Here is a 23,988-nt window from a genome sequence, read left to right as displayed (position 1 = left end):
TTATGAACAATAATAGATTGCACTGGATGTTCTCTGACTCATGTTAATTTGATAAGGAGAATAGAGTATGGAACAAAATGATACTAAGTCATTATTTAAATACCGAACATTTGTCTTACTGCTTTTTGCTGGTTTCTTTACAATTGCTAGCTATAGCATGTTTATTACGACAACGACCTGGTATGTCGTTACGGACTTAGGATCGGCTAGTAACTTAGGGGTAATCTTGATTGCAGCAACCCTCCCACGTTTAATCATGATGGTTTTTGGAGGCGTATTAGCGGACACCTTCAAAAAAACGACGGTCATGTTCTCGGCCAATCTAGCACAAGTCATTATCTTAGCAATCATTTATTATTTTGTTGCCTTTAATGACATGACTTTTCTATTATTGCTTGTTCTAACAGCTTTCTTCGGTACGATTGATGCGTTCTTTGGACCCGTGAAAACGTCCATGATTCCGAAAATCGTTACAAAAGACCAAATGCAAAAAGCTAATGCCCTTTTCCAAGGTTTTGATCAAGTGTCATTTATTATGGGGCCACTTCTCGCTGGAGTATTTATGGAATTTGGGAATGTTTCAACGAGTTATTTCGTCGCAACCGCTTTAGTTCTCCTTTCAACAGTGCTCGTGTTCCCACCATTTATTAAAGAAGCACCGATTGAGGTTAAACTACACCATACGCCTATTCTTGATCTAAAGGAAGGCTTGCTTTATGTATTGAAATCCAAGTATTTAATAACGGGAATAATCATTTTGATCTCATATAACTTCCTTGTGATGGGAGCCATTATTGTTTCGATTCCGCTTGTTGTAGATTTGTATGGGGGAACACCGATTCATTTAAGCTATTTAGAAGTTAGTTTAGGGATTGGCATGGTCATTGGTTCTACGATTGTAGGGTTTGTTCAATTAAAAAATAGAGGGAAAACCTCGATTTATGGGTTGTTAGGGGCAGCTGCTGTGTTAGTTGTATTTAGTCAACTAACAGATTTATTTTGGCTAACACTTGTCGTTTTCTTCATCGGTTTAGCGATGCCAATTGTTACGATTCCGTTCTTCACTTCTGCTCAAGAGACGACAGATCCAAAATTAATCGGGCGTGTGATGAGCCTTATTTATTTAGCAATGAATGGATTTGACCCCATTGCATTTGGCGTCATTCCGTTACTCATTGAAGAAGGAATAGCGATTCAACATGTGTTGCTAAGCTTTGCCTTGTTAGCTGTTCTTATTGGCCTAATTGTTCGATTTAAAGGGAAGAGTTATCAGCGCATCTAATATATAGGTAACTGCCTTTATTGGCAGTTACCTATATATTAGATCTGGAGTGATAGTTAAATGAGAATAATAAGGTATGAAGAAAACGATGCGAAAGAGATTGTTTCATTATTTTACGATACCATCCACTCCGTCAGTTTGAAGGATTATACCCAAAAGGCAGTCGATGCTTGGGCACCAATAGATGAAAAGGAATCTAAAGTGAAAACTTGGAAGGAATCCTTGAATCAAAATATCACCTATGTTGCAAAGATTGATGACGGAATCGTTGGTTTTGGTGATCTAACTTATAGTGGCTATCTAGATCGACTTTTTGTTCATAAAGAGCATCAAAGACAAGGCATTGCCACAGCAATCGTTGAACTACTTGAAACCGAGGCAATGCAGTTAAATCTTATAGAAATTCAGACAGAAGCGAGCATAACAGCTAAGCCTTTTTTTGAACAACGAGGGTATAACGTTATTTGTAAACAAACGGTTGAACGAAAGGGCGTTAACTTGGTTAATTACAAGATGGTTAAAAGAGTAAAATGACAAATTTTGAATAAATGGCATATTGATGGAGAAGTGTTATTTCATAGTTGTTTCATTGTGTAGTGTTTAGCTATTTTGATTTTGATTTGTATTTTTCTTTTAAGAACAGCCCTATTGCGAAGCCAACCATGATTGCGAATCCTGAAAGTAAAATGGATGATGATGGCCTGCCAGTTACAGATGGAGAATCAAATTCATTTGCAAAATAGAAACCAAGAGTCAACAACGCAATGCCCGCACAGCATAGAGATAATTTTTTGAGATATTTCTTGAAATTCAATGAATTACCCCCTTCTTCTTAAGAAATACCACGAAGTTCTCTACAAATAACGGAAGGCTACTGTTTTATTTATATAACCTGTCTCGGTTAACACAACTCGTTCATGATCGAAACATGGCATTTCTTGGGATAGAGAATATGAAGGAATTTAGTTTTACTCTCTTCTTTCTTCTCCTGCTACCACCACCTATACTAATTAAAGGAGTCAGCAGGAAGGTAAGGGGAAAATTTGAAATTCTAAAGGAGGTAATAGTGATGAAACTGGGCCATTTAAATTTAACAGTGAATGATGTGAATGCATCTAAGGAATTCTTGGAAACTTATTTCGATATGACGTGTGTTGGTAGCCGTGGTAGTGGGTTTGCAGCTATGTTTGATGACGATCAATTTGTCTTAACATTAATGAAAGGCAAAGAGGTTCACTATCCTAAAACGTTCCATATAGGATTTCCGCAAGAAAGTAGAGAAAAAGTTGATCAAATGAATAAGCGACTTCTCGATGCTGGTTATGTGGTCGACCTTCCTATTGAATCTCATGGATATACGTTCTATGTCCAAGCCCCGGGTGGTTTTACAATTGAGGTTCTGTCAGAATAGGTTTATCTTAGTAGAACATTTTATTTCTGAGGCTCTATGTTGAAAGGTTCTCCAGTTAACTTGGCGCAATTCGGGTGTAATAACCTGTTTGCGTCTTATTTCATGAGCGGACCAGGTTGAAGGGCTCTAAACTAACTGGTCAGATCAGTATAAATTGAGGGGGATTAGATGTTCAGTAAACTAGTCACCGCAATTGGTTCTTGTATTCTATTGAGTGTGATTTTATCAATTCCTGCTTTTTTCTCTTATTATGATGAACATGTATACAGTAGTTTTACTGATCATTTCTTCATAGTAAGTGTCTATGCAATGGTCATGTATTTAGTTATCGGGATACCTTTGTCGTATATCGCAGATCGGTTTCGGTATAAGCAGGTTGCTTACTTAATAATGGGGGCAATTATTGGGCTAATTATAGTAGTGGTAGTGAATGTAGGGGGAGAACCAATATCAGTTCAAGTTTCATTCTTTATCTATAGTTTACTAGCCTCTTGGATATTTTATATCGTTCAGGAAGCTTTGAATCGTCCTATATTCAACAGGAATACATAGCTTACGGGTAGAGGCGGATTGTACCGTTTGGGTAGTGAAATGAGTAACCAAAAGCGAAGCATCTAGTCTAGACACTCCGCTTTCAAGGTGTACATCACTCATTTTTCAACACTTGAACCGACTGGCAAAACGAGCGAGACGGTCGTGCCTGCATTGAGTTCGCTACTCACATCAATGGAACCGCCGTGGTGTTGGACGAGCTCTTTTGTAATTGTCATTCCGAGCCCGCTGCCAACGGAGTGTTCTTGTGAAGACTTGCCACGATAGTAACGGTCAAACAGTCGCTTTAGGGTTTCTTGACTCATGCCCTGTCCGTGATCGGCGACCTGTACGGTGAAGGTATCGTCTCCATTCATGAAAGCGCGCACCCGAATGTTCGTTTCTTGTTCGTTATGCTTCAACGCATTGTCTAGTAAGTTCTCAATCATCCGACCGAACCATTTCGGATCAACATACGCCTTTTCAACAGACGGATCAATCTGTAACTGGATGGAACGATCATCATGTTGGAAAGCTTCAATGCTCTTTATGAGCAATTCAGTTACATCGACGTTTTCTTTTTGTAACGTCATCGCGTGACTTTCGAGGCGATACGTTAAGCTTAAGTCGTCAATCAGCTTCGCCATGAAGTTTGATCGTTCAGTGAGTACTTTACCGATTTCTTGTGTTTCGTGGCTTTCCCAATCATAGTGTTCATTGGCGAGCATAATTGAATAACCTTGGATTGAAGCGAGTGGCGTTTTCATATCATGTGATAGACCCGCAATCCATGCTTCGCGACTTGCTTCCAATGCTTCTCGCTTTTCTTTGTTGACTCGAAGTTGATTCGATAAATTGGACAGTGATTGATACAACTCTTGATAGAGGTGATAAGGACGTTTCCATCGTCCTTTTTTTGTTTTTCCGAATGTTTTCGGTTCTTGGAAGTTCCCGTCTTCAAGCTGTTCAAGCCAATCCACTGCACCGTTGATCGGCTTTGTGAATGTACGTGTAAACCAAAGAATCGAGACAATAAACGATAGAATAGCCAGAGCTAAGATCGATAAAGCAATCCACGTTAATGTTGTGCCAACTTCATTTAATGGAAGAAAAGGAAGTTCTGGAATGGGAGAATAAACGACGTACGTGAGACCATCTGCTTCCCCGATTTGAACATAAGCATCAACACGCTCTGGTTGTGCTTGATGTAAGAGCACCTCTCCCATACTTGGATTTCTTAACGAATGAGGCGCTTGCAACTGTTGAATCAATTCGTCGCCATCAAACACATATCCCCAAGCAGAATGATCATTAAATCGCTGCAAAACCTCCGTTGTTGTGCCCTCTGCTTGCAATAGTCCGAGAAGCTCATCGGTGATGCGCTCTTCTCCGTAGATGAGTAAATACGTCTCATCGGTCTCTTCGAAAAGCGTCGTGTACACATGGTGTGATTCGATCGTCCTTGAATCAATTAAGGTCGTAAGCTCTTGCATGCTGTACGAATCTGAAAAGCCTGAGCCATTCGGATAGGAATCGAGCACATTGCCATCTTCACTAACAATTTGGAACCAGCCATTTCGAGCATCAGCTTCTTGTTGTAAGTTATCACTGATCGCCAGTTCTCCTTCAAATGCATAGTCCGTTGCCACTGAGAAGGCAAGACTGTCGAGCCCTGCCTCATAGAAGTTTGTTCTCCGTTCTTGCGTCTCAAGATAAAATCCAAAAATCAGAATAAATGTCATAAGCAAAAGAGCAGTAACAAAAAGAACTAATGAATATTGGAAAGTGAACCTGCGCCATAATCGGAATCGAAACCCTTTCATGATGGCTCCTGATCAGGGACAAACCGATAGCCAAGACCTCGTACTGTCTCGATATAGGTTGGTCGGCTAGGGTCGGCTTCAATTTTTTCGCGCACTCGACGAATGTGTACCGTTACAGTATGGGCATCAAAGGATAAAGGATCCTCCCATACGTGTTCGTACAATTGTTCTTTATGAAACACCTGGTTTGGATGTTTGCAAAAGAATAATACCAATTGAAAGACGAGTGCGGGACACTGCACACGTTCACCTAATACGGTTAATGTGCCTTCTCGCTCATCGATGGTAAAGCGCTGATACGTAAACCGACGTTTCTCTTGTTGGACGACAGGTGAATGGCGGGCAATCCGGGCACGAATGCGGGCTACAATTTCTAACGGGTTAAACGGTTTTGTAATGTAATCATCACCACCGATTGCAAATCCTGATAGTTTATCAAAGTCGGTGTCTTTTGCACTAACAAAAAAGATCGTCGCAGACGTAAGGTGGCGAATTTGGCGACAAATTGAAAAGCCATCGCCGTCTGGCAACATAACATCTAACAAAATAAAATCGTATGTATACGTTTGGCATAATTCAAGCGCTCTTCGTTGTGTTTCTGCGCTATCTACCATGTGGAATCCTTCTTTGTTCAGCACCTTTTGGAGCATCATGCGAATGGAAGGATCGTCTTCTACAAGTAAAATGCGTGGTTCACTCATCTGTATCGCTCCTTTACGATGGTACAACTAGTGTATCATCACAACATTACGAGAAGATCAACCCATTAGATAAAAGTTGAGCTCGTTGTGATTTCTACGTTTCCTTCATGTGAACTTCAATGATTACGATAGATGTAGAAGCGAATTGAAGAGAGGGATAAAAGACGATGAATACAAAACGATGGATTGCCAGTGCAATCGCTACTGTAATTGTGATCATTGCAATACCGATTCAAATTGTAACCGCGGTACTAACCGCAGAAGGATCGGAGTGGTTGTCTTTTGACCAAATGTACAATAAAGAGGTTATGAAGAACGGTTCGAACGGAGAAATTGTTGTACTGGAACTTGATGGTGTCATTGAAGATACGGGAAGTAACAATGGGTTCTTCTCAGTTGGGTACCATCATCGCCAGTTTCTTGAGATGTTAGAAGATGCGATGGAAGATCCGCTTGTTGATGGCATTGTAATCACGGTCAATACACCTGGTGGAAGCGTCGTTGCCAGCAATGCAATTTATGAACAAGTGGTTCGATCTAAGGAAGAGTTTGATACTCCGGTCTATGTGTCGATGGGGGAGATGGCTGCATCAGGAGGATACTATATTGCTGCTGGAGCGGACTACATTATGGCACACCCTGCAACATTGACAGGTTCAATTGGCACCGTCATGAGTGCAGGTCTCAACTTCGCTGACTTAGCCGAAGAATGGGGCATTTCTGAAACGAGTGTGTCATCAGGTGAATACAAACAAATGGGGTCACCATTTCAGACGTTAAGCGAAGAAGAAGAAGTATTACTCCAAGAGATTTCAGATGACATGTACGAGGATTTTACAGCAGTGGTTGCAGAAGGAAGAGGATTTAGTGATGAAGAGATTGATACACTCGCTCAAGGTCAATTGTTCACAGGCAATCAAGCCTTAGAAAATGGTCTTGTCGATGAGCTAGGGGATCTAAGAGATGCGGTATCACATATGGAACTTATGCTTGATTTGGATGCAACGGTCACCCATTATACGAGTGGATCGACCGTAGGTTCGATGTGGAATGTCGTTGCCCCGATGGCTTCAAAGGACCCTGTTTCTACGATCCTAGATGAGAGTAGAGCAACAAGAATGCTCTATTTACATCAGTAGGAGGCGAACTCATGAGAACCTATGCAGGATTTTGGCTACGGCTTTGGGCATATTTGATCGACCTTCTCATTGTAGCGTCATTAAGTTCAATCATCATTCATCCCCTATTTGCATTTTTGTTCACCCCTGAACTAGCAATTGGTGTATTTACGATACAAGGAGTACTTCTTGCTGTAAGTTACTATGTATATTTTGTCGTCATGACAAAAGTTTGGCAGCAGACGCTTGGCAAAATGGTGTTCGGCTTGAAAGTGGAACGTACCGATGAGCAACGACTCGTTTGGAAAGATGTGTTCATACGTGAAGTAGCAGGGAGAATCATCCACCGTGTATTATGGATTACAAACATCCTTTACATCGTTGTGGCAGTACACCCAGAAAAAGCCGGGATCCATGATCTCTTATCTGATACGAGAGTTGTACTTGAACGTTAACCCTCTGATCAGGCCAATCTTCGTATGAAGGTTGGCCTTTTTAGTTTGGTTCGCCTGCAACTTGAATCACTAGCATGAAGTAATTGTCTTTTTATTCCAAATTATATTTATATTCCTTCGTCTTTAGAGTACACTTAATCTATATGCAATTATACATCTTAATTAAGGGAGAAAAAGCATGAAAAAGTTCGCTTTTATAACATCGATTTCGATCGGTTTCTTTGCGATGATCGTCATTATTTGGAATCTCGATCTCCATCAATCTACTGACGGTATGGAAGTTAAGGGTCAAGATGAGGAACTGGAGAGTCAGATTGATGAGGAAGAAGATCGTTTAAACTACTTATCTGACGTTCATCAGATGCACCATTCAATTGTGCGATCGGTGCAAGCAGGTCATGGATTGATGAATGGGTATGCGATGTATGGTTGGGAAGATGAGAATTATAACCTAGAGAATTTCAAAGTTTCTGAAGCGAGAAGAGTAGCATTATTAGAGGAAGCGATTGAGCATAGTGAAGAAGAGCACGTGACAAAAGATTTGATAACGATTTTAGAGAAATTTAACGAGTTAATAGCTGATCTCGATCATAGTGAAAAGAGGCTGATCCACGTCAGAGAATTGCAGTCGTTGTACCGGGATTTGGATTACTATTTGCTAAATAATACGTATTACGAACCTAGAAATGTTAGTTCAACTTCTGAACAGTACGAGGACGAAAGAGTAGTTGCTGATGAGGACACTCTCATTGCACTAGATTCACAGTTTGATGATGGTGATTATGAGGAATTTGCAATGTTTTTTCGTTCATATGAGTTGCCAGATGAAGGACGTCTCTCAAGTGAGGAAGCAGAAAGCCATTTTTCGATCTTTCAAGGTCATTTAGGTTGGGAATACAATGAGGATTACGTGTTCTATGAGAACTATTTAGTATTCGAAAATGAATCTAAGCTTCCAGTAGCGGGGCTAAATCGTATGGATCCCATCACTTCTGAAATGATTGTTCCATACGGTACTCAAGGAGTTTCTTTCGTTAGAGAGGAATTAATGAGGTTAGGAGAAGCTTATCCTTCTCCCAATGGGGAACGTCATGAAAACATCGTGCCTTTGCGTGACGAAGATCGAACGTATTTGGATGATATTCAATACCTCGTTGCTTATAAAAATGGTAACGAAGATGAAGCAATTCAAAAAGGCTGGGGTGGGACTCAGTTGTTGTTGACCCACACACCGCAACTACTTTCAGAATTAGAACTGTATGTTCATGAACATGAGCAGCTTACGTTATGGTTTCAAGAAACGCGAGAATACCTTCAAGCCGCAGACGCTATAGGCTACGACGATTATGAAGAAGCGTATACCTACATTGAAGCTGCTTTTAGGAATATTGAACGAATGAATCAGATTGCGCTTAATGATTGATTTAGTATGAACGAGTGAGAGTATGACCATACGATGCACGATAACGGCGATCACCGCTAGTCGTTATCGTGTGTTTGTTTACAATACTAGCGATAAAAAATTAGAGGACTGCAGACGTTTAAAGATTTTTGGCTTCGTGACATGAAGTCAATAAAACGCGAGAAGGAGAGATTATTATTTCTGAGGATCCGACTCACGAGAAAATGAAGAAAAAGTTATTCTTTCAATATGTGTTCTTTTTGCCTTTTGTCATTAGTGCAGTATCCGTGATTCATTCAATCACAAATGAAGACCGCACCGTGTCGATTGTTTATAGCGTTTTGTCGTTTCCTATACTGGTAGGCTTAGCATTCATCTTATTTCATTATTTGAAAGATATGTTAATTGAACAAGAGCAAAAGCGCTTAGGGAAGAAAAAGAACACCAATAAAAGCGAGTTATATTTCTTTTATGTATGGTTGGGTGTTGGTGTGGTTCTCGCGGTGATCATTCTTTTCTTTTAAACTAAACTTCCTCCACTGCAACAACAAAATCCTCAAGATGTTCATTTCCATCATCGTCCTGCCAAGCGATGTAGAATTGATAGGAGTCTTCCAGTTCAATATCATGATATCGATGTGCCTTCGGCGTTGGATTATTACCAGGGCTAGAGGATTGTAGCCACCCATTCATCTCAATTTCATAACCCATTAAACGATCGGTATCTTCTTTAAAGCGTATCTCCATCGTGTAAGTTCTCTCGTCTGACGTTTCATGGTCTGTAATAAGCTCTGCTTCCCAAGTCGAAGAAGAGCCATGTCCTTGAACGATTGGCAATTCTTCATCTTTATGATGCGTTGAGGAACATGCTATAACGAACGTAACGATAACGAATAGAGATATTGTCTTGTAGAACATCGTAATCACTTCCTACGAAGGAACTCAAACTCAGGCATAGTAGCCGACTCTGAAATCGGCCAGCTTGTTATTCATCAGAGATGGTGATTCTTCACTTTTCCTTTGTTAAAAAACCTCCACCAAATTGCTACTGCGATAATTGCAATAAGAATGATCATTAATCGGTTGTTAGCACGGTCAAAACTCATGGGCGGTAATTCGCCATTCATGATCCAGTACCCTAAAACCCAGCCGATGAGCAATCCTAAAAATACAAAAGTTCTTATAGGTAAACGAGGTTTATTTCTGCTTTCTGAGTTGTTAGAATGCAGCATGAAAATACTCCTTGTTTTGTTATTCGTTAATCATTGCAGTGATTTATTTTCTTATGTGATACGACTTAATTTCCTTTACGACACCTTTATTTGAAGCGCTTGTAAATGTGAAAACATCACAAAAATAAAGGATATGGTTATTAGAAAAATGAACAACGCCATCAACAGAAGCGAACTTTCCGTGTGTAATCACTGATGCAATGGTTAGATCACGTATAGGTTGATGAGTCGCCTCGACATTTTGTTTAATTTCTTCTATGCCAGTTAATTCTTCATTCGTAGCAAATTTCATCCATTCAGCGGTAGGATTTAAGTATTCTTGAATCGTAAGAGAATCATTTGCCAAAAAAGCCAACGTTAGATCGATGATTACTTTTTTTCGTGGAGCGTTGTCACAACCAGTTGGTAACGTAAGATTGATGTCTTTGAAGTTTTCCATATTGATCGCTCTCCTTGTTAATGAAGGTCCATAAATTTATTAACCATGATGTACTTGAATGACTAAATCAATGAGTTCATCCACTTCCAATTTATAATCCCCAAGTCCGTCAGTATCTCTCAACATATACATAAACGTTGCCACATAATTATCCTTCTCTGCCCACCAGATGGACTGGGTCTGAGTGCCTTCTAAATAATATAAAATCGTACCATTATCAAGTTGGAAAATTTCATCGTAACGATCATTATGAGGTAAGGTGTCGTGCACAAATGTTTCATTTGTTTGATGTTGGCTTAGTGTGTACTTTAAAAATTGTCCTGTTTCATCATTATCATAAGATGTAATGTATTGGTGAATTCCATCTACATGTTGGATATCGATGATGGTTTGTTTCTGGTCAACTTCAAATGGTAAAGCGGTAGGGATTTCAAAATCGTGTATGATGGAGATGTTTGTTATATCTTCTTGTGCTTGCATACACCCCCCTAGTAATAGTGTTGATGCAATAAAGAGTAGCCTTTTCTTCATCCGAAATTCTCCTTAGATTAATAAAAACACTTCACATTCTACCACTGAAGTTCGTGATTCTAAACCCTCATGTAGCAATAGGCTTGTGCACCGACGTTTAATCTTCGTCGTTAAACTAAAATTAGAAATCGAATCGTAACGAAGACAAAAGCACTTGTCAGCAATGTATAAAGAACAATTCGTCCGATCCTTTGGAAGCGTGTAGGGTTTTGTTCTTTTTCTTGGACGGCTAATTCGGGTTTGAAAATACCCATTAAAGAGCTTGCGATGAAAAAGCCAATCGTCAACCCGATGCCTGCAGATAACGGTGGCCACCCCACCTCAATCATTGCTCTGAATAAATAAGCACCAATGCCTGTGGTAATGGGAAAACCGAGGAAAATCCACCATTTTCTTTTGGTCGGTATGTCAGAAAAGCGCAATGGAAACACCTCAAAACTATTGGTTTCGTTCAGTTGTCATTACAGTTTCTTCTACCCATGAGTAGTGTGAATAAACAACGTTAATTCGACATGTAGAGTTATGGGCGATAACGGCATCAGTAAGGAAAGTACCGTGAGTTAAGTATGACTGTACGCTTTACTATTAGAATAAAATAGTGTAATGGCGTGTCATGAATGTCATTTTTATGTATTTTTTTGTAAAATTTGACCATTGAAATCCGTTACGAACCACGGCGACCATTTCTGGTCATAGATGTTCACTTCTTCTCCATGAGAGAAACTACCGATTTCTTCAGCACTTTCATAAGGCTGTGAATATACGACCATCTCTTCGCTTCTGACATTCATCGTTTCAACGACTTCACGCTCTATACTTTCTAAATAACGTTCCGCTATCATAGAACTATGTACATAACCACTTGTTCCCTCATCATTTTCTATTTCAATCCAACCGTTATCCTCCACATGCTCCATCGTAAACCGCTCATCTGACTTAACCTCACCTATAATTGCTGCTGATTCATCGGCACTTTCCCGTATTTCCAACGTCTCATGAGCAAAATGAGTCTCTTCTAATGCCTCTGTTTGAGTACTATTCGCGGTACTCAAACTCAACACGAACACCAATGTTATGGCGACTTTACAAAGCAATGAATTATAATTTCGCATACAACACCCCTTTAGGAAAAATAGACTTTAATTCCAATAAACTCCAGTAAACTTATCATACTTTATAAAATTTTACAAAAAATACATAAAAATGACATTCAAGTTGGCATTCGTCCATGAAGATGCCCTCATTCTTAAGAGAGAATCAGAGAATCAAGAAGAGGAGAATGAAGGTTCGGTTGATGATGAGCAAGTAGAAGAATCGCAACAGATCGAAGAGGAAGCTGAAGTTCCGGAAGATTCTCAACTTCAACCTCAAAGTGCAGACGGACTTGAACCACGTTCAATTGGCATTGTTACGCATCGTAATCTAGCCATTCGTGAATCTGCTAGTGGCTCAAGTCAGCGAGTTGGAAACGCAACTGAAGGTGATGCGCTTGAGATTCTCGAAACGGTTGGGGAGGGACCTTGGGTAAGTATTCGTTATAATGGAGACATTGCCTACACGCACAGTAATTACTTCGTCGAACTTGAAGTAGCAGGTGAGGATGAACCTGTTATTGGCACAGGTACAGTCACTCATCGCGCACTCGCCATCCGCTCTCATCCTAGTGGTTCTGCTGCACGGGTCGGTACGTTAACGGAAGGCGCACAAGTGGAAGTCCATGAATATGTAAATGACGGTCCATGGTTTGCTTTCACATTCAAGGGTGGAATTGCCTATACACATCGCGATTATGTCGACATTGAAGAGATCACGCCACCAACGGATCCTCCGGGAGATGGGGAGTTAGGTGAGGTGATTGCGACAGGGATTGTTGATGCAAATGGAAGGCTTGCTGTACGGACAGAACCTAGTGGGTCGAGCGAATCGCTAGGCCATTTGGTCAGTGGTGATATCGTCTTGATTTATGAGTACATCAACGGCGGCCCGTGGGTGAAGATTGAATATGAAGGTCAAGTCGCTTATACACATGCTGATTATATGAATGTAACCGAGATGGGTGACGTCATTGATACTGCAACCGTTACGCACCATCGTCTCTCTGTGAGAAGTGGTCCGGGAGCGTCTTATGAAACCGTCCATCGATTAACGACGGGTGATCAAGTTGAAATCTTACAATTCGTTAACGGTGGTCCGTGGGTAGAGGTAAACTTCAACGGCGGGAGTGGATTTACACACTTAGATCATCTCCGATTGCACGCTGGCAATACGGGACCGTTGCAAGGAAGGTTAATTGTTGTTGATGCTGGTCATGGAGGACATGATCCAGGGGCTCAAGGGAACGGACTCGTAGAAAAAACATTAAATCTTCAAGTTTCCTTAGAGCTTGCTCAGCGGTTAGAAAGCAGCGGAGCTGAGGTGATCTTGACAAGAAACACGGATACTTTTATTGATTTGTCTGTGCGAGCGAACATCGCAAATCAGGCAGATGCAGATTTGTTTATAAGTGTACATGGTAATGCAGCAACAGATCCGCGGGCAAGAGGAGCAGAGACCTTTCATCATACGTCTGCGAACCCTGCCAGTGTACGACTCGCAAATGTGATGCAAGATCGTTTAGTGAGTGATACAGGGATGACGTATCGCCGTGTGGATTCAGCAAACTTTGCCGTATTGAGAGAGACGGCAATGCCAGCGACTTTAATCGAATTAGGGTTCTTGACGAACAGCGGTGACGCATCAATTATGAGACAACCGGGATACCCTGCTCGTGCTGGAGAAGCGTTGCATCAAGGATTCTTAGATTACTATAGTTAATGAAGGAATAGGCAATAAATGTGGCAAAGATATCATTCAACTGTGTATTTAGAATCCAATATATGATATATTATAAAAATACTATATATTTCCTTTGTATAGTAAAACAAGTTTGAGCTACTCTTCTTTAGAGTAGCTTTTTTAGTGTTTTTATAGAGATATCTTTTATAAATAAATTATTCATATAAGTTATCTAAAGTGATAAATATAATGAATGAATATTAATCAAAGCAAAAAACCTTGCAACGAGTCTAAGAGATCGACTGCACGGTTTTTTCGCTAGTTATCACTTATTTAATGCCTTTTTATATTTAAGTAGCATAAGACTTTTCATCGTCTTCATCATTCATGAACATCAGGTAAAGAATAATTACACCAAAAGCAATTACAGTAGCGAGTAGTGACTGTATATCTGTTGTTAAAGGCGTATAAGCTAACAAGATAGGCGGCAGATGAAAGGCGATTAAAATGATTGGAAGTATAAAGGTTCTTGCCCAAAATGAAAAGGAGATGACAAATATAATCATCAGAAAGGACAGCAAGGTTTGACCAATAATTCCAAATTCTATCATTGGAGAAACAACATTCTGATCAAGAATTAACGCACCAATTAGAATTAGCATACTTAGCAGGACAGGTATTCCTAGCCAAGTCATTTCTTTTAAGAATGATTTCTTAGATTTTGCTAAATGGTTAAAAGCAATCAAAACCCCACCTAGAAATGAAATAATAAATAATAAATATCCTGTTATTTGAATCGTGCTATATGCAAATTCACCTTGCAATAAGTCTTGAATAAAAAGAAAAGATATAGCCCCAAGAAGTAACATCGGTATAATCTTTAATCCCCATGTACGATAATCACGATTCATTTCTGATGACAAACTTTTCATGTACGCTTTAGGTGACTGACCAACAATCTCTTCTGTGGACTTTCCTTCTCTTTCTGCATCGGTTAAGTGCTCTGTTAGTTCTTGGAGAATATCATTTATTTCACTTTCACGTTTTCCAGATGTAAATAAATACATTCTTAAATTTTCAAGAAACTGTTGGCTTGTCTTACTCAATACATGAGCGTTCATTTTTCCTCTTCCTCCACCTCTCTAGTTATGACAGCATTTACGTTACGGCTGATTTCATTCCAATTTCTTAAGAATACTGCTAATTCATCCTCACCTTTTTGAGTTAAGTTGTAATATTTCCGTTTCGGTCCAGCGGTTGATTGCTTACGTGTAGAACTCACGAGCTCTTCTCTTTGTAATCGTAAAAGCACAGGATATATTGTCCCTTCACTAATTGAAGAAAAGCCATAATGGCTTAAGCGAGTAGCCATTTCATATCCATAACATTCCTCTTCGTTGATAATTGCAAGAAGACAACCATCAATAATCCCTTTTAACATTTGTGTTTGAGACATAGATAAACACCTTTCGTATAACTTGTTAAACAAGGTATACGTTTATAATAATTGAGTATATCTTGTAATACAAGGTAAACAATTAAATAAAAATCAGTTTTTTTGAAACGTTTCGTGAGTAACGGGCGTAACTGAATATACAATGGGGGTGATGAGTTTGAAAAGGAAGACACATAGCGCATTGTTTTTGATGTTGCTAGCTTTTATCGTAACGTATGTCGTTGCTTCAGCGAGTGCGCGTTTTGGAATTGATCCAACGACAGGGGTTGCTAGCCTACTTATTATTTGTACGGGTTATTATTTAACTACAGTTTTGAATAAGGTCTTTGGAAACACCGTGAAATTGATCAATGATTAGATAATTCCAGAGCCAATCAATGGGTCCTTTTTGTAACTTTAAAAGGCAATATGAATGCCGTTTACATGTATAAGGATTACTTGCCAGAAGAGATTTGAAAATACCCGATTAATTCGGGTATTTTCGGCAGTTTATTCAATAATGATAACGATTACAAAAGATGTAATTACTCACCTTGGAAAACTGGTTTTCTCTTCTCCAGAAAAGCTTGAACACCTTCTTGGACGTCATTTGTTTGGAAACATTTTTGAATGAGTAAATATTCTTGTTTGAGCAAGGTAGTAAGGTCAATGTCGTTGCTTGCTGTTAAAAGACGTTTCGAATAGGTCATCGCAACGGGAGGTCCTGCTGCTATTTCTTTTGCTAAGTTAAGTGCGTGGTTATATAGTTCGTCATCCGGTAACACATCGTTTACGAGTCCCAGTTCTTTTGCTTCTTGAGCGGCAATGTCACGTCCCGTAAAGATGAGTTCTGCTGCTTTCGGATAACCAATTAAGCGAGGTAAGAAGTAAGACATTCCTGCATCTGGACTTAAACCTCTACGAATATAACCCGTCGTTACTTTGGCACTTTCACTAATAAAGCGAATGTCACACGCGAGTGAAAGGGCAAATCCTGCACCAGCAGCCACACCGTTAATGGCTGCAATCACCGGTTTATCACACTGAACAATCCCTAATGCTTGATGCCCAACCCATCCAAGATCATCTAACGTCTCATGACGCGTTTTCTCAGATGCTTTCCGGTTTCCGAGATCTTCAAGGTCAAGTCCTGCACAGAACCCACGACCATTCCCCGTGACGATGACTGCTCGTACTTCATCATCGAGTGAAGCTTCTTTGAACGCTTGTACAATCTCTAAACTTAATTGACTGTTTACCGCATTTAGGCGTTCCGGACGATTTAATTTGAGTGTGCGTACGCCATCCTTTGTTTCAACGAGAATGTGTTCCATATCCGTTCCTCCTTAGTTAATTGAAATAGTTCATTGTAAATGAGAGTGGTGCGAAAAGAAAGGTGATACATACTGGTTAACGTATCACAATTGTTAATTTAGTTGAAGTGGTAATATTCAGATTATGTAAAGCGGAGTTAAAGTTACAGAATGATTCATGTGTTGGGATTGGCACATCCTTTAAAGTGAGGAGAATGCTGCGTCAAAGTAGATAAAGTGTTTATAGTATCTTTATGGAAATAAAGGAAAATGGTCATTTACGTAAAACTTAATAAAGGTTAAGAGATTTGATAAAGGTATAGGTGCACTAATGGATATAAAAACAATATGGGGTTTAAGGGTACAGGAATTTTATCAAAAAATGTTCAGGTATTATTCAATTATTGGGGCCAATGTTTTTTATTTTTTCCTGATCATGAGTAGTATTTTCATTTATTTTTTTCATTTATTTCTAGAGTGGGTTCCTCCTCAACTACCTGTTGAAGTAATCGGATCCCTCTTTGTAACTTACCTATTAATGTGTACAAAAGTCCGTACTTTTGTTAAAAGGGCAGACATCCCCTTTTTGCTGCCATTAGAATGGCGTTTAAAGAACTATTTTATTAAATCCATTCTGTATAGTTTTGTGATTAATGTTGTTATCTTGGTGAGTTTCTTAACTGTATTTTTAACTCTATTTTTGCAAGCAACGACGATAAACTTTCTCTTTCTTATTTTTATAGTGGGGGTTGCTGCTTGTAACATTTTCATGAAGTGGATTGAGCAATGGTTAGATAACCGTGTACAACTTATGTTACATCGGTTGAACAGGCTCTTATTGCTGTATGTAATGTGCTACTTTTTACTTGGAAATGATTGGATGTATGTACTTGTATTAATGAGTGCCAATTTCGTCTATTTAATTTACTTTACAAGTAAAAAAAGAAAGTTGAATTGGCAGTGGCTAATTGATGAAGAAGAACGTGCTTTAGTAAGAAATTATAAATTTATTAACTTTTTCATAGATGTTCCTAATCTAAAACGTTCTTTTCGACGTAGACGATTGCTTACAATGATTCTGAAAAGATGCATCCCAAGTAGACAGAGCCATACATTCGTCTATCTATACTCACAGTTGTTTGTACGACATAATGATTATTTTTACCTTTATTTAAGACTGACTGCAATTGGCATCGTTGTTAATTATGCAATGCCAGCAAATGGAGGGGTTTTTAATCTTCTAGTTCTATTTATGACTGGATCTCAAGTAACCCCTTTGCAACATGAACTGAATCAAAGTGTCACATTGTATCCGATTTCAGAATTTCAGAGAAAAGATTCTTTCTTAACGTTTGTCTTGATCATGCTCTATACTCAATTAGCTATTGTATTTTTCGCTACATCCATGCTTACGTCTACTGCAAACGTATTCAATCTTTTCATTGGAGGTCTATTTGTACATGTATTCGTTTATTTCTTTGTAGCAAAGAGAGTCAATGTCTCAGGAAGTGCCTCTAAAAGGTAGTGTGGTAGGAAAGGCTTCAGCGTAAAAAGTCAACTAGCACAGAACAAGATGCATTCTGTGCTAGTGGAGGTCACATGTCGTTACTCTTTAGAATCTGCAGTCACTAGTTTATTCTGACCTGCTACGAGGCCAAACAAAGCAATGCAAGTGGCAACGCCCATGAGAATCATGTATGGGACTGTCCAGCCATTTGTCCATTGCGCAACAGTTCCTAGAAGAATCGGTCCAGTCGCAGCAATGAGATAACCGACGGATTGAGCCATTCCGGATAATTGAGCAGATTCGGTAACTGTGCGTGTACGTAAGACAAAGAACATCATCGCTAAACTAAACGTTGTACCCGCGCCCATGCCAGTTAAAATGAGAAAAACAAGAATGAAATAAGAGCTGGAAAGCGATGTTCCTAATAAACCCGTAAACAATAGAACGCCGGATAAGAACGCAAGCATTCGTTGATTGTGCATTTTAGCAGCAATCATCGGCACGATAAATGTAGCTGGAATGAGACCTGCTTGATAGATGGCCATAAACCACCCAGCTTCGGTTGCATCAAATCCTTTTTCTAGCATCATATCAGGAAGCCACGTAAAGATGCTGTATGGGATAAACGATTGAAAGCCCATGTATAATGTGACGGCCCAAGCGATTTTTGATTTAAACAAGGCAGATGAAGGTTGATTGTTGACTTTACCAGGCACCTTTTTATCTTCTGCGAGAATCGCAGGTAGTCGCATCAGAAGTACAATAATCGCTACGACAGACAAGATTCCCCAAAGCTGCAATGCGCTTTGCCAACTAAACAATGCCGATGATGCGACAGGTACAGATATGCCTGATGCAAGCGCACCAAAGACATTCATGGAGACCGAATAGATGCCGGTCATAAGACCGATCCGATAAGGGAAACTCATTTTTATTAAACCAGGCATGAGTACATTACCGACGGCAATACCAATACCGAGTAACACGGTCCCTGTCAGTAATAACGAGACGGAGCCGGTTGAACGAATGAAAATCCCGAATGATAAAACCACCATCGCCAACATTAACGTAACTTCCATGCCGTATTTTCTCGATAGTCTAGGTACAAATGGTGAAAAGAGACCAAATGCAATAAGAGGGAGTGTGTTTAAAAGTCCAACCGTAGAGTTTGAGATTTGAAGATCTTCTCGAATAAAGGGAACGAGTGGACCAACCGAAGTCATCGGTGAACGTAACGTTGATGCGATAATTAAGATTGCGAGAATCAGTAAAAACGTATAATAACGATTGGACTGTTCTTCAGGTGACAGTTGCATTTGGACCCTCCTTATCAAGCGACTTAATGCTGATGAAGTGTATCACAAAAGTAGGATGTTATAAATATATGTTTCTTAGTAACAAAAAAAGCACAGGTTAATGGTGCACCTTGTGCTACTAGTATGTACCGTGATCCTTCTAGATCATTGTTCTAAAAAAAGTCTTAAGGCAACGGACGAACCAAACGCTAGGAATATCTTTGGTGTTGTTCCACTAATGATTCGTCCCATTTCTCTTGTGGCAACTTCGTAATCAATTCGATTAAATTTCCATCTGGGTCTCGTAAATGTACAGTCGAGATTCCCCATAACGGCATAGCTTCAATATCTGAAATGAATCTCCCGCCTCGTTCCTTAATCTCTCGTACTGTTTCTTCTAGATCCGAGACTTCAAAGATACACATGAATGGATCCTGAGATCTTACTTGTTCTGGTAGTTCTTTCGTTCCGACAGTCTCAGCAATCAGCTCTTTTTTGAACAAAGCTAATACGCTGCCTTCACCAACATCAAAGCTTGCATAATTCCCACCTCGTTCTCCCCAAGTAAGTGAGAATCCCATAATCGTTTCATAAAAGTGCAAACAGTCATCGAAGTTCGAGACGAGCAATCGAATGTTATCAAGTTTCATAAGTATTCCTCCTTATTTATATTTGAATATTATAAATTCTGAGCTCCTAGTTATGCTGAACCACTCGTTTCACTTGGGCGAAGTGGTGAAGATCATGTTCAGCAAGTCCATTAAAGTAGTCATATAACTGCAACCGTGTTTGACCAATAAGGAGTTCTTCTTTCCAACGGTTATTGGAAATCTCATGAATGGCGTTAAGAAGATTGGATCGTACTGAAACAAACTGACGAATTGTTGCACTCTTTTCTTCATTTCTAGATTTGAATGCGGATGCGTTGTTTAGGGTCGTTGCTTCAGGTCCTTTTGGAAGTTGTTCGTTCGTGAATAGATAAGGAATCCGCTTTTGCAAAACAAATTCATCCCAAGGAATCAAGTGACCAATCACTTCGGCTACGCTCCATTGACCAGCTCCTAGTTCCATCCGCCATGTTTCTTCACTTACTTCATGCAAAGAATGTACGAATTCGATCGTTTTTCTATGATGTCCTACAATCTCTGCTTTTCTTTCATTCATAAGATCAACTCACTTTTCTTACTTAAAGCTTATCATAAAAAGAGGCACAAGCTAGGTTGTTATACCTCGCTTGTACCTCCCATCATTCAGCTAATTAAACTTCGATTGTTAAAAACTTATCAAGTTGCTTTTGATGTTTGTCGAGTTTAATTTGTTCCGGTTTAATTCCTTGTTCGAGCAAAACATTGATGTTTTCAGTAAGAAACTCATCGCTTCCAACAACGTAGAAAAGACCATCTTTGTCTGCAGAAAGGTTCTTCACTTCTTCATAATAATCATGACGGTTATCGACGAACTGTGATGTGAATTTCTTATCAGGTGCCGGTTCAAATAACGTTGTGAAGAGGTAATCTTTTGATGAATCGATGTTCAAGGAATGGATGTGGCTAACGTTGTCTGCACGATCGAAATAATCAAGTAAAAGTGGTCTGAACGTTGCTAGACCAACACCAGAGGACAAGAGGTACACATTTTTGTTTTCTCTTTTAAGTGGTATATTCGAATGCGTCTTAAAGATCGCAACTTCATGCCCAACGTCAAGGTTACGTAAAATGGATTTGAATTCCGAACATTCTTCCTTGATTCGCGTTGTAATACCGATTGAATTCTCGTGTGGCAATGTGGAAATTGACATATGACGGATGAGGCTACGATTTGGTTTTTCACCAGCATTAAATCCTTCGAATGCGAAGTGAGTGTGAGCTCCTTCTTCCCAAGTGAAATCCTCAGGGCAGTCGAGTAAGTACGTTTTAACTTCTGGTGTTTCTTCGACAATCTTATTTATTTTCGTCCAGTAAATTTGCATAATCAGATCCCCTTAAACCGTGATATGACTCTTTAGGAGTTAGTATACAACAAATGATAATGATTCTCAATATCGATTGTTGGATATTGAAATTTGTAATTAGCGTTTATACGTAACCAACATCTAGAACACAATCTTCCCGATTTTTCATCGCAAGTCCGGAAGAGAAAGGGTGTAAAACCACCGTCCAAGAGAAAAGTTTTTTAGCGCGAATTTTAACTTATCAAGATGTTAAGATAGCAATATATTTTTATGAATGAGGTGTTCCAGTGTTTTTTGAAAGAGACAGTGAGTCAACAGACAGGCGTAGTGTAAATGTAGCTACTTTTTTAACGTTTGCATTTTGGGGTTCGTTTTTATTATTTATGTCTATTTACAGTATGTGGGTTCTTGACGATTTATATAATATACATTCTGTGATACTTTTTATTGGATTAGTAATATTTTTTACAACAAGATTATTTATAGAAATTAGTCAAAAGAGAAAATGAGTACCTATAACATTATAATCAATATTAAGAAAAGTTAATATGATCAAAAGGAGTTTCTATATAATTTATCAGTGCTTATAAAAAATAAAGCCAATGACATTTAACTAGTCATTGGCTTTATTTTTTAATCCTGCGTGTTCTTGATAACGTCTCTGTTGTTTTAAGATGCCTGTTTAGTCTCGTTTGAAATTGTGAATTCGTGTTTGAATTTCGTCACGAACACGCTGAAAAACTCCCCACTTTTCTTCATGTGTGCCTGTGGCTTTTGCTGGATCGTCAAAGCCCCAATGCTCACGTCTTACGTGAGCAGGCGTGATGGGACACTTATCTTTTGCATCGCCGCAAAGGGTGACAACAAGGTCAGCGTTTTGAAGTAGCTCCATATCAATCTGATCAGAGGTTTGGTTTGAAATATCAATTCCGATTTCATTCATCGCCTTGATGGCGTAGGGGTTTAGTCCGTGTGCTTCAATTCCGGCACTGTAAACGTCCCACTCATTTGAAAGAATCTGCTTCCCAAATCCTTCTGCCATCTGACTGCGACAAGAGTTACCAGTACAAAGGAAATATAGAGTTTTCTTTTTCATGTTATCTGCTCCTTAACTAATGATCATAAGCCAGAGGTATAGTCCAAGTAATGTGATGAACAGCACCGGCAATGTAATGACGATTCCGGTTTTAAAGTACGTCCACCAAGAAATCTTTACCCCTTTTTGGGTTAACACATGTAACCAGAGAAGCGTCGCTAATGAACCAATCGGTGTAATTTTTGGACCTAAATCAGAACCGACTACATTGGCGTAAATGAGAGCTTCTTTCATTAATCCGGTCATTGCCGTCGTATCAATCGCAATCGCATTAATCATAACGGTTGGCATGTTGTTCATAATTGAACTTAAGATCGCAGCGATAAAGCCCATGCCCATCGTTGCTGCAAAAACACCATGTTCTGCAATCGCTTCTAAACCAGAAGCCAATACATCGGTGAGTCCAACGTTTTGTAGCCCGAATACAACGACATACATCCCGATCGAGAAGAAGACAATGTTCCACGGCGCACCCTTTAGCACGGAGCGAGTCTGAACGACTGGACTTCGACTTGCAATGCTTAAGAATAGTAGCGCAATGACGCCTGCAACGATTGAAACGGGGATGTGTAGAAATTCACTGACCAAGTAACCGACTAATAAAATCCCTAGAATCCACCATGATAATTGAAACATTTTCTGATCTTTGATCGCCGTTTTAGGAGCTTGCAGTTTGTCATGATCATAGCGTTTTGGAATCTTTTTTCTGAAATAAAGGTACAAAACTAGGATGCTTGCAATTAATGAGAAAAAGTTCGGCACGATCATGCGCGTCGCATATTCAATAAAACCGATCCCAAAATAATCAGCAGACACGATATTCACGAGGTTACTGACGATGAGTGGCAAGGAAGTTGAATCGGCAATAAAGCCACTTGCGATAATGAATGGAAAGACCATCGCTTCGTTAAAGTTCAACGAGCGGACCATCGCAAGCACAATCGGTGTTAAAATCAACGCGGCACCGTCATTGGCAAAGAAAGCAGCCACAATTGAACCGAGAATACACACATAGACGAACATGAGCACTGCATTTCCTTTAGCAGCCCTAGTCATATGTAAGGCAGACCACTCGAAGAAGCCAATTTCATCTAAGATTAAAGAAATAATGATAACAGCAATAAACGTTAATGTTGCATTCCAGACGATACTTGTCACTTCAATCACATCTCCAAAGGAGACGACGCCAAGAAGCAAGGCAATCACCGCACCTCCGCAGGCGGACCAACCGATGTTTAAGTTCTTCGGTTGCCAAATAACGAGAACAAGTGTCGCAATAAAAATTAATGAAGCCAAAATTACAGAGGACACGTGTTAATCTTCCTTTCTAGCCACAATCAACGGGGCGTTCTTTGTTGATGAGCTCGATGTAACGCTCATCTTGATCTGAAATTTGATTAATAATGGCATGAACAATGCCGATTGCATCGGAAGCGGTGTTCAATGAGTAGAAACGCCATTGTCCTCGCCTAGTTTCTTCAACAAGGCCATAGCTTTTTAGTTTTTTCAGATGTTGACTGATGGATGGCTGGCTCATTTCAAACATTTCGACAAACTGGCAGACGCAATATTCTTTTTTAGATACGAGCTTTATTATTAACAATCGTGTTGGATCGCTCATGACTTTGGTATAGGTAGCAATTTCTTCCGAACTTAAACGATAAGATTGGTTCATTTTCTTCCTCCTTTAG

At 39.6% G+C, this 23,988-nt stretch carries 29 protein-coding genes; 10 read left to right on the top strand and 19 right to left on the bottom strand.

The annotated features are described in order from the left end of the window. Positions 1–67: 67 nt before the first annotated feature. Both JOD17_RS00270 and JOD17_RS00265 read left to right on the top strand, forming a co-directional pair. Complete coding sequence (locus tag JOD17_RS00270; protein ID WP_204695126.1) at positions 68–1,282, top strand: MFS transporter; 1,215 nt, start codon at positions 68–70, stop codon at positions 1,280–1,282. 60 nt (positions 1,283–1,342) lie between these two features. Continuing rightward, positions 1,343–1,816 carry a GNAT family N-acetyltransferase gene (locus JOD17_RS00265; protein WP_204695125.1) on the top strand — a complete coding sequence of 158 codons (474 nt, stop codon included), beginning with the start codon at positions 1,343–1,345 and terminating at the stop codon, positions 1,814–1,816. A gap of 70 nt (positions 1,817–1,886) precedes the next feature. Here JOD17_RS00265 and JOD17_RS00260 read toward each other — a convergent pair whose 3' ends face one another. Beyond that, complete coding sequence (locus tag JOD17_RS00260) at positions 1,887–2,096, bottom strand: DUF2975 domain-containing protein (protein WP_204695124.1); 210 nt, start codon at positions 2,094–2,096, stop codon at positions 1,887–1,889. 255 nt (positions 2,097–2,351) lie between these two features. Here JOD17_RS00260 and JOD17_RS00255 point away from each other — a divergent pair, with 255 nt between their 5' ends. Continuing rightward, positions 2,352–2,693, top strand: a complete 342-nt coding sequence (locus tag JOD17_RS00255; RefSeq protein WP_204695123.1) for a VOC family protein — start codon at positions 2,352–2,354, stop codon at positions 2,691–2,693. A gap of 650 nt (positions 2,694–3,343) precedes the next feature. On the opposite strand, the gene JOD17_RS00250 is transcribed toward JOD17_RS00255, so the two are convergent. Next, a complete protein-coding gene (locus JOD17_RS00250; RefSeq protein ID WP_204695122.1) occupies positions 3,344–5,047 on the bottom strand; it encodes a sensor histidine kinase in 1,704 nt (567 codons plus the stop codon). Beyond that, positions 5,044–5,748 carry a response regulator transcription factor gene (locus JOD17_RS00245; RefSeq protein WP_204695121.1) on the bottom strand — a complete coding sequence of 235 codons (705 nt, stop codon included), beginning with the start codon at positions 5,746–5,748 and terminating at the stop codon, positions 5,044–5,046. The genes JOD17_RS00250 and JOD17_RS00245 overlap by 4 nt, the downstream gene beginning before the upstream one ends. Positions 5,749–5,915: 167 nt before the next feature. On the opposite strand from JOD17_RS00245, the gene sppA reads away from it, so the two are divergent. From sppA to JOD17_RS00225, 4 genes are all read left to right on the top strand, one after another. Next, positions 5,916–6,887: a signal peptide peptidase SppA gene (gene sppA, locus JOD17_RS00240; RefSeq protein WP_204695120.1), complete on the top strand. Its 972-nt coding sequence runs from the start codon at positions 5,916–5,918 to the stop codon at positions 6,885–6,887. A gap of 11 nt (positions 6,888–6,898) precedes the next feature. Next, positions 6,899–7,321: an RDD family protein gene (locus JOD17_RS00235; RefSeq protein WP_204695119.1), complete on the top strand. Its 423-nt coding sequence runs from the start codon at positions 6,899–6,901 to the stop codon at positions 7,319–7,321. A 178-nt stretch (positions 7,322–7,499) separates the two neighbouring features. Continuing rightward, a complete protein-coding gene (locus JOD17_RS00230) occupies positions 7,500–8,744 on the top strand; it encodes a hypothetical protein (protein WP_204695118.1) in 1,245 nt (414 codons plus the stop codon). A gap of 203 nt (positions 8,745–8,947) precedes the next feature. Then, positions 8,948–9,247, top strand: coding sequence for a hypothetical protein (locus JOD17_RS00225; RefSeq protein WP_204695117.1), 300 nt, complete (start codon positions 8,948–8,950; stop codon positions 9,245–9,247). Between the two features lies 1 nt (position 9,248). Here the strand turns inward: JOD17_RS00225 and JOD17_RS00220 are convergent, their stop codons facing one another. From JOD17_RS00220 to JOD17_RS00195, 6 genes are all read right to left on the bottom strand, one after another. Then, complete coding sequence (locus JOD17_RS00220) at positions 9,249–9,641, bottom strand: hypothetical protein (protein ID WP_204695116.1); 393 nt, start codon at positions 9,639–9,641, stop codon at positions 9,249–9,251. Between the two features lie 74 nt (positions 9,642–9,715). After that, entirely contained in the window at positions 9,716–9,955 is a 240-nt protein-coding gene (locus JOD17_RS00215) for a hypothetical protein (RefSeq protein WP_204695115.1), read from the bottom strand. Positions 9,956–9,998: 43 nt separating this feature from the next. Further along, positions 9,999–10,394: a hypothetical protein gene (locus tag JOD17_RS00210; protein ID WP_204695114.1), complete on the bottom strand. Its 396-nt coding sequence runs from the start codon at positions 10,392–10,394 to the stop codon at positions 9,999–10,001. Between the two features lie 39 nt (positions 10,395–10,433). Further along, positions 10,434–10,925: a hypothetical protein gene (locus JOD17_RS00205; protein WP_204695113.1), complete on the bottom strand. Its 492-nt coding sequence runs from the start codon at positions 10,923–10,925 to the stop codon at positions 10,434–10,436. Positions 10,926–11,035: 110 nt separating this feature from the next. Then, positions 11,036–11,347 carry a hypothetical protein gene (locus JOD17_RS00200; RefSeq protein ID WP_204695112.1) on the bottom strand — a complete coding sequence of 104 codons (312 nt, stop codon included), beginning with the start codon at positions 11,345–11,347 and terminating at the stop codon, positions 11,036–11,038. A gap of 204 nt (positions 11,348–11,551) precedes the next feature. Then, positions 11,552–12,037, bottom strand: coding sequence for an SH3 domain-containing protein (locus JOD17_RS00195; RefSeq protein ID WP_204695111.1), 486 nt, complete (start codon positions 12,035–12,037; stop codon positions 11,552–11,554). 103 nt (positions 12,038–12,140) lie between these two features. On the opposite strand from JOD17_RS00195, the gene JOD17_RS00190 reads away from it, so the two are divergent. Continuing rightward, entirely contained in the window at positions 12,141–13,739 is a 1,599-nt protein-coding gene (locus JOD17_RS00190) for an N-acetylmuramoyl-L-alanine amidase family protein (RefSeq protein WP_204695110.1), read from the top strand. A 311-nt stretch (positions 13,740–14,050) separates the two neighbouring features. On the opposite strand, the gene JOD17_RS00185 is transcribed toward JOD17_RS00190, so the two are convergent. Both JOD17_RS00185 and JOD17_RS00180 read right to left on the bottom strand, forming a co-directional pair. After that, complete coding sequence (locus tag JOD17_RS00185) at positions 14,051–14,821, bottom strand: HAAS domain-containing protein (protein ID WP_204695109.1); 771 nt, start codon at positions 14,819–14,821, stop codon at positions 14,051–14,053. Further along, positions 14,818–15,156 carry a PadR family transcriptional regulator gene (locus tag JOD17_RS00180; RefSeq protein WP_204695108.1) on the bottom strand — a complete coding sequence of 113 codons (339 nt, stop codon included), beginning with the start codon at positions 15,154–15,156 and terminating at the stop codon, positions 14,818–14,820. The genes JOD17_RS00185 and JOD17_RS00180 overlap by 4 nt, the downstream gene beginning before the upstream one ends. A gap of 157 nt (positions 15,157–15,313) precedes the next feature. Between JOD17_RS00180 and JOD17_RS00175 the strand changes: the two genes are divergently transcribed. Then, positions 15,314–15,514, top strand: a complete 201-nt coding sequence (locus tag JOD17_RS00175; RefSeq protein ID WP_204695107.1) for a hypothetical protein — start codon at positions 15,314–15,316, stop codon at positions 15,512–15,514. 166 nt (positions 15,515–15,680) lie between these two features. Here the strand turns inward: JOD17_RS00175 and JOD17_RS00170 are convergent, their stop codons facing one another. Then, positions 15,681–16,469, bottom strand: coding sequence for an enoyl-CoA hydratase/isomerase family protein (locus JOD17_RS00170; RefSeq protein WP_169964797.1), 789 nt, complete (start codon positions 16,467–16,469; stop codon positions 15,681–15,683). A 310-nt stretch (positions 16,470–16,779) separates the two neighbouring features. Here JOD17_RS00170 and JOD17_RS00165 point away from each other — a divergent pair, with 310 nt between their 5' ends. Beyond that, entirely contained in the window at positions 16,780–17,973 is a 1,194-nt protein-coding gene (locus tag JOD17_RS00165; protein WP_204695106.1) for an ABC transporter permease, read from the top strand. 80 nt (positions 17,974–18,053) lie between these two features. Here the strand turns inward: JOD17_RS00165 and JOD17_RS00160 are convergent, their stop codons facing one another. The 7 genes from JOD17_RS00160 to JOD17_RS00130 form a co-directional block, all read right to left on the bottom strand. Beyond that, a complete protein-coding gene (locus JOD17_RS00160; protein ID WP_204695105.1) occupies positions 18,054–19,271 on the bottom strand; it encodes a CynX/NimT family MFS transporter in 1,218 nt (405 codons plus the stop codon). A gap of 188 nt (positions 19,272–19,459) precedes the next feature. Further along, positions 19,460–19,900: a VOC family protein gene (locus JOD17_RS00155; protein WP_204695104.1), complete on the bottom strand. Its 441-nt coding sequence runs from the start codon at positions 19,898–19,900 to the stop codon at positions 19,460–19,462. Between the two features lie 46 nt (positions 19,901–19,946). Next, a complete protein-coding gene (locus JOD17_RS00150; protein WP_204695103.1) occupies positions 19,947–20,414 on the bottom strand; it encodes a DinB family protein in 468 nt (155 codons plus the stop codon). Between the two features lie 94 nt (positions 20,415–20,508). After that, positions 20,509–21,219, bottom strand: a complete 711-nt coding sequence (locus tag JOD17_RS00145) for a dihydropteridine reductase (protein ID WP_204695102.1) — start codon at positions 21,217–21,219, stop codon at positions 20,509–20,511. A gap of 664 nt (positions 21,220–21,883) precedes the next feature. Beyond that, positions 21,884–22,297, bottom strand: a complete 414-nt coding sequence (gene arsC, locus JOD17_RS00140) for an arsenate reductase (thioredoxin) (RefSeq protein ID WP_204695101.1) — start codon at positions 22,295–22,297, stop codon at positions 21,884–21,886. A 12-nt stretch (positions 22,298–22,309) separates the two neighbouring features. Then, positions 22,310–23,608 (bottom strand): arsenite/antimonite efflux transporter, encoded by a 1,299-nt coding sequence (locus tag JOD17_RS00135; protein ID WP_204695100.1) that lies wholly within the window; start codon positions 23,606–23,608, stop codon positions 22,310–22,312. Positions 23,609–23,624: 16 nt separating this feature from the next. Next, a complete protein-coding gene (locus JOD17_RS00130) occupies positions 23,625–23,972 on the bottom strand; it encodes an ArsR/SmtB family transcription factor (protein ID WP_204695099.1) in 348 nt (115 codons plus the stop codon). Positions 23,973–23,988: the final 16 nt, after the last annotated feature.

Source organism: Geomicrobium sediminis (assembly GCF_016908595.1).
Classification (GTDB): domain Bacteria; phylum Bacillota; class Bacilli; order Bacillales; family Marinococcaceae; genus Geomicrobium_A; species Geomicrobium_A sediminis.
Note: the sequence above shows the minus strand (reverse complement) of the source record. Positions and strands in the feature narration are given on the sequence as shown.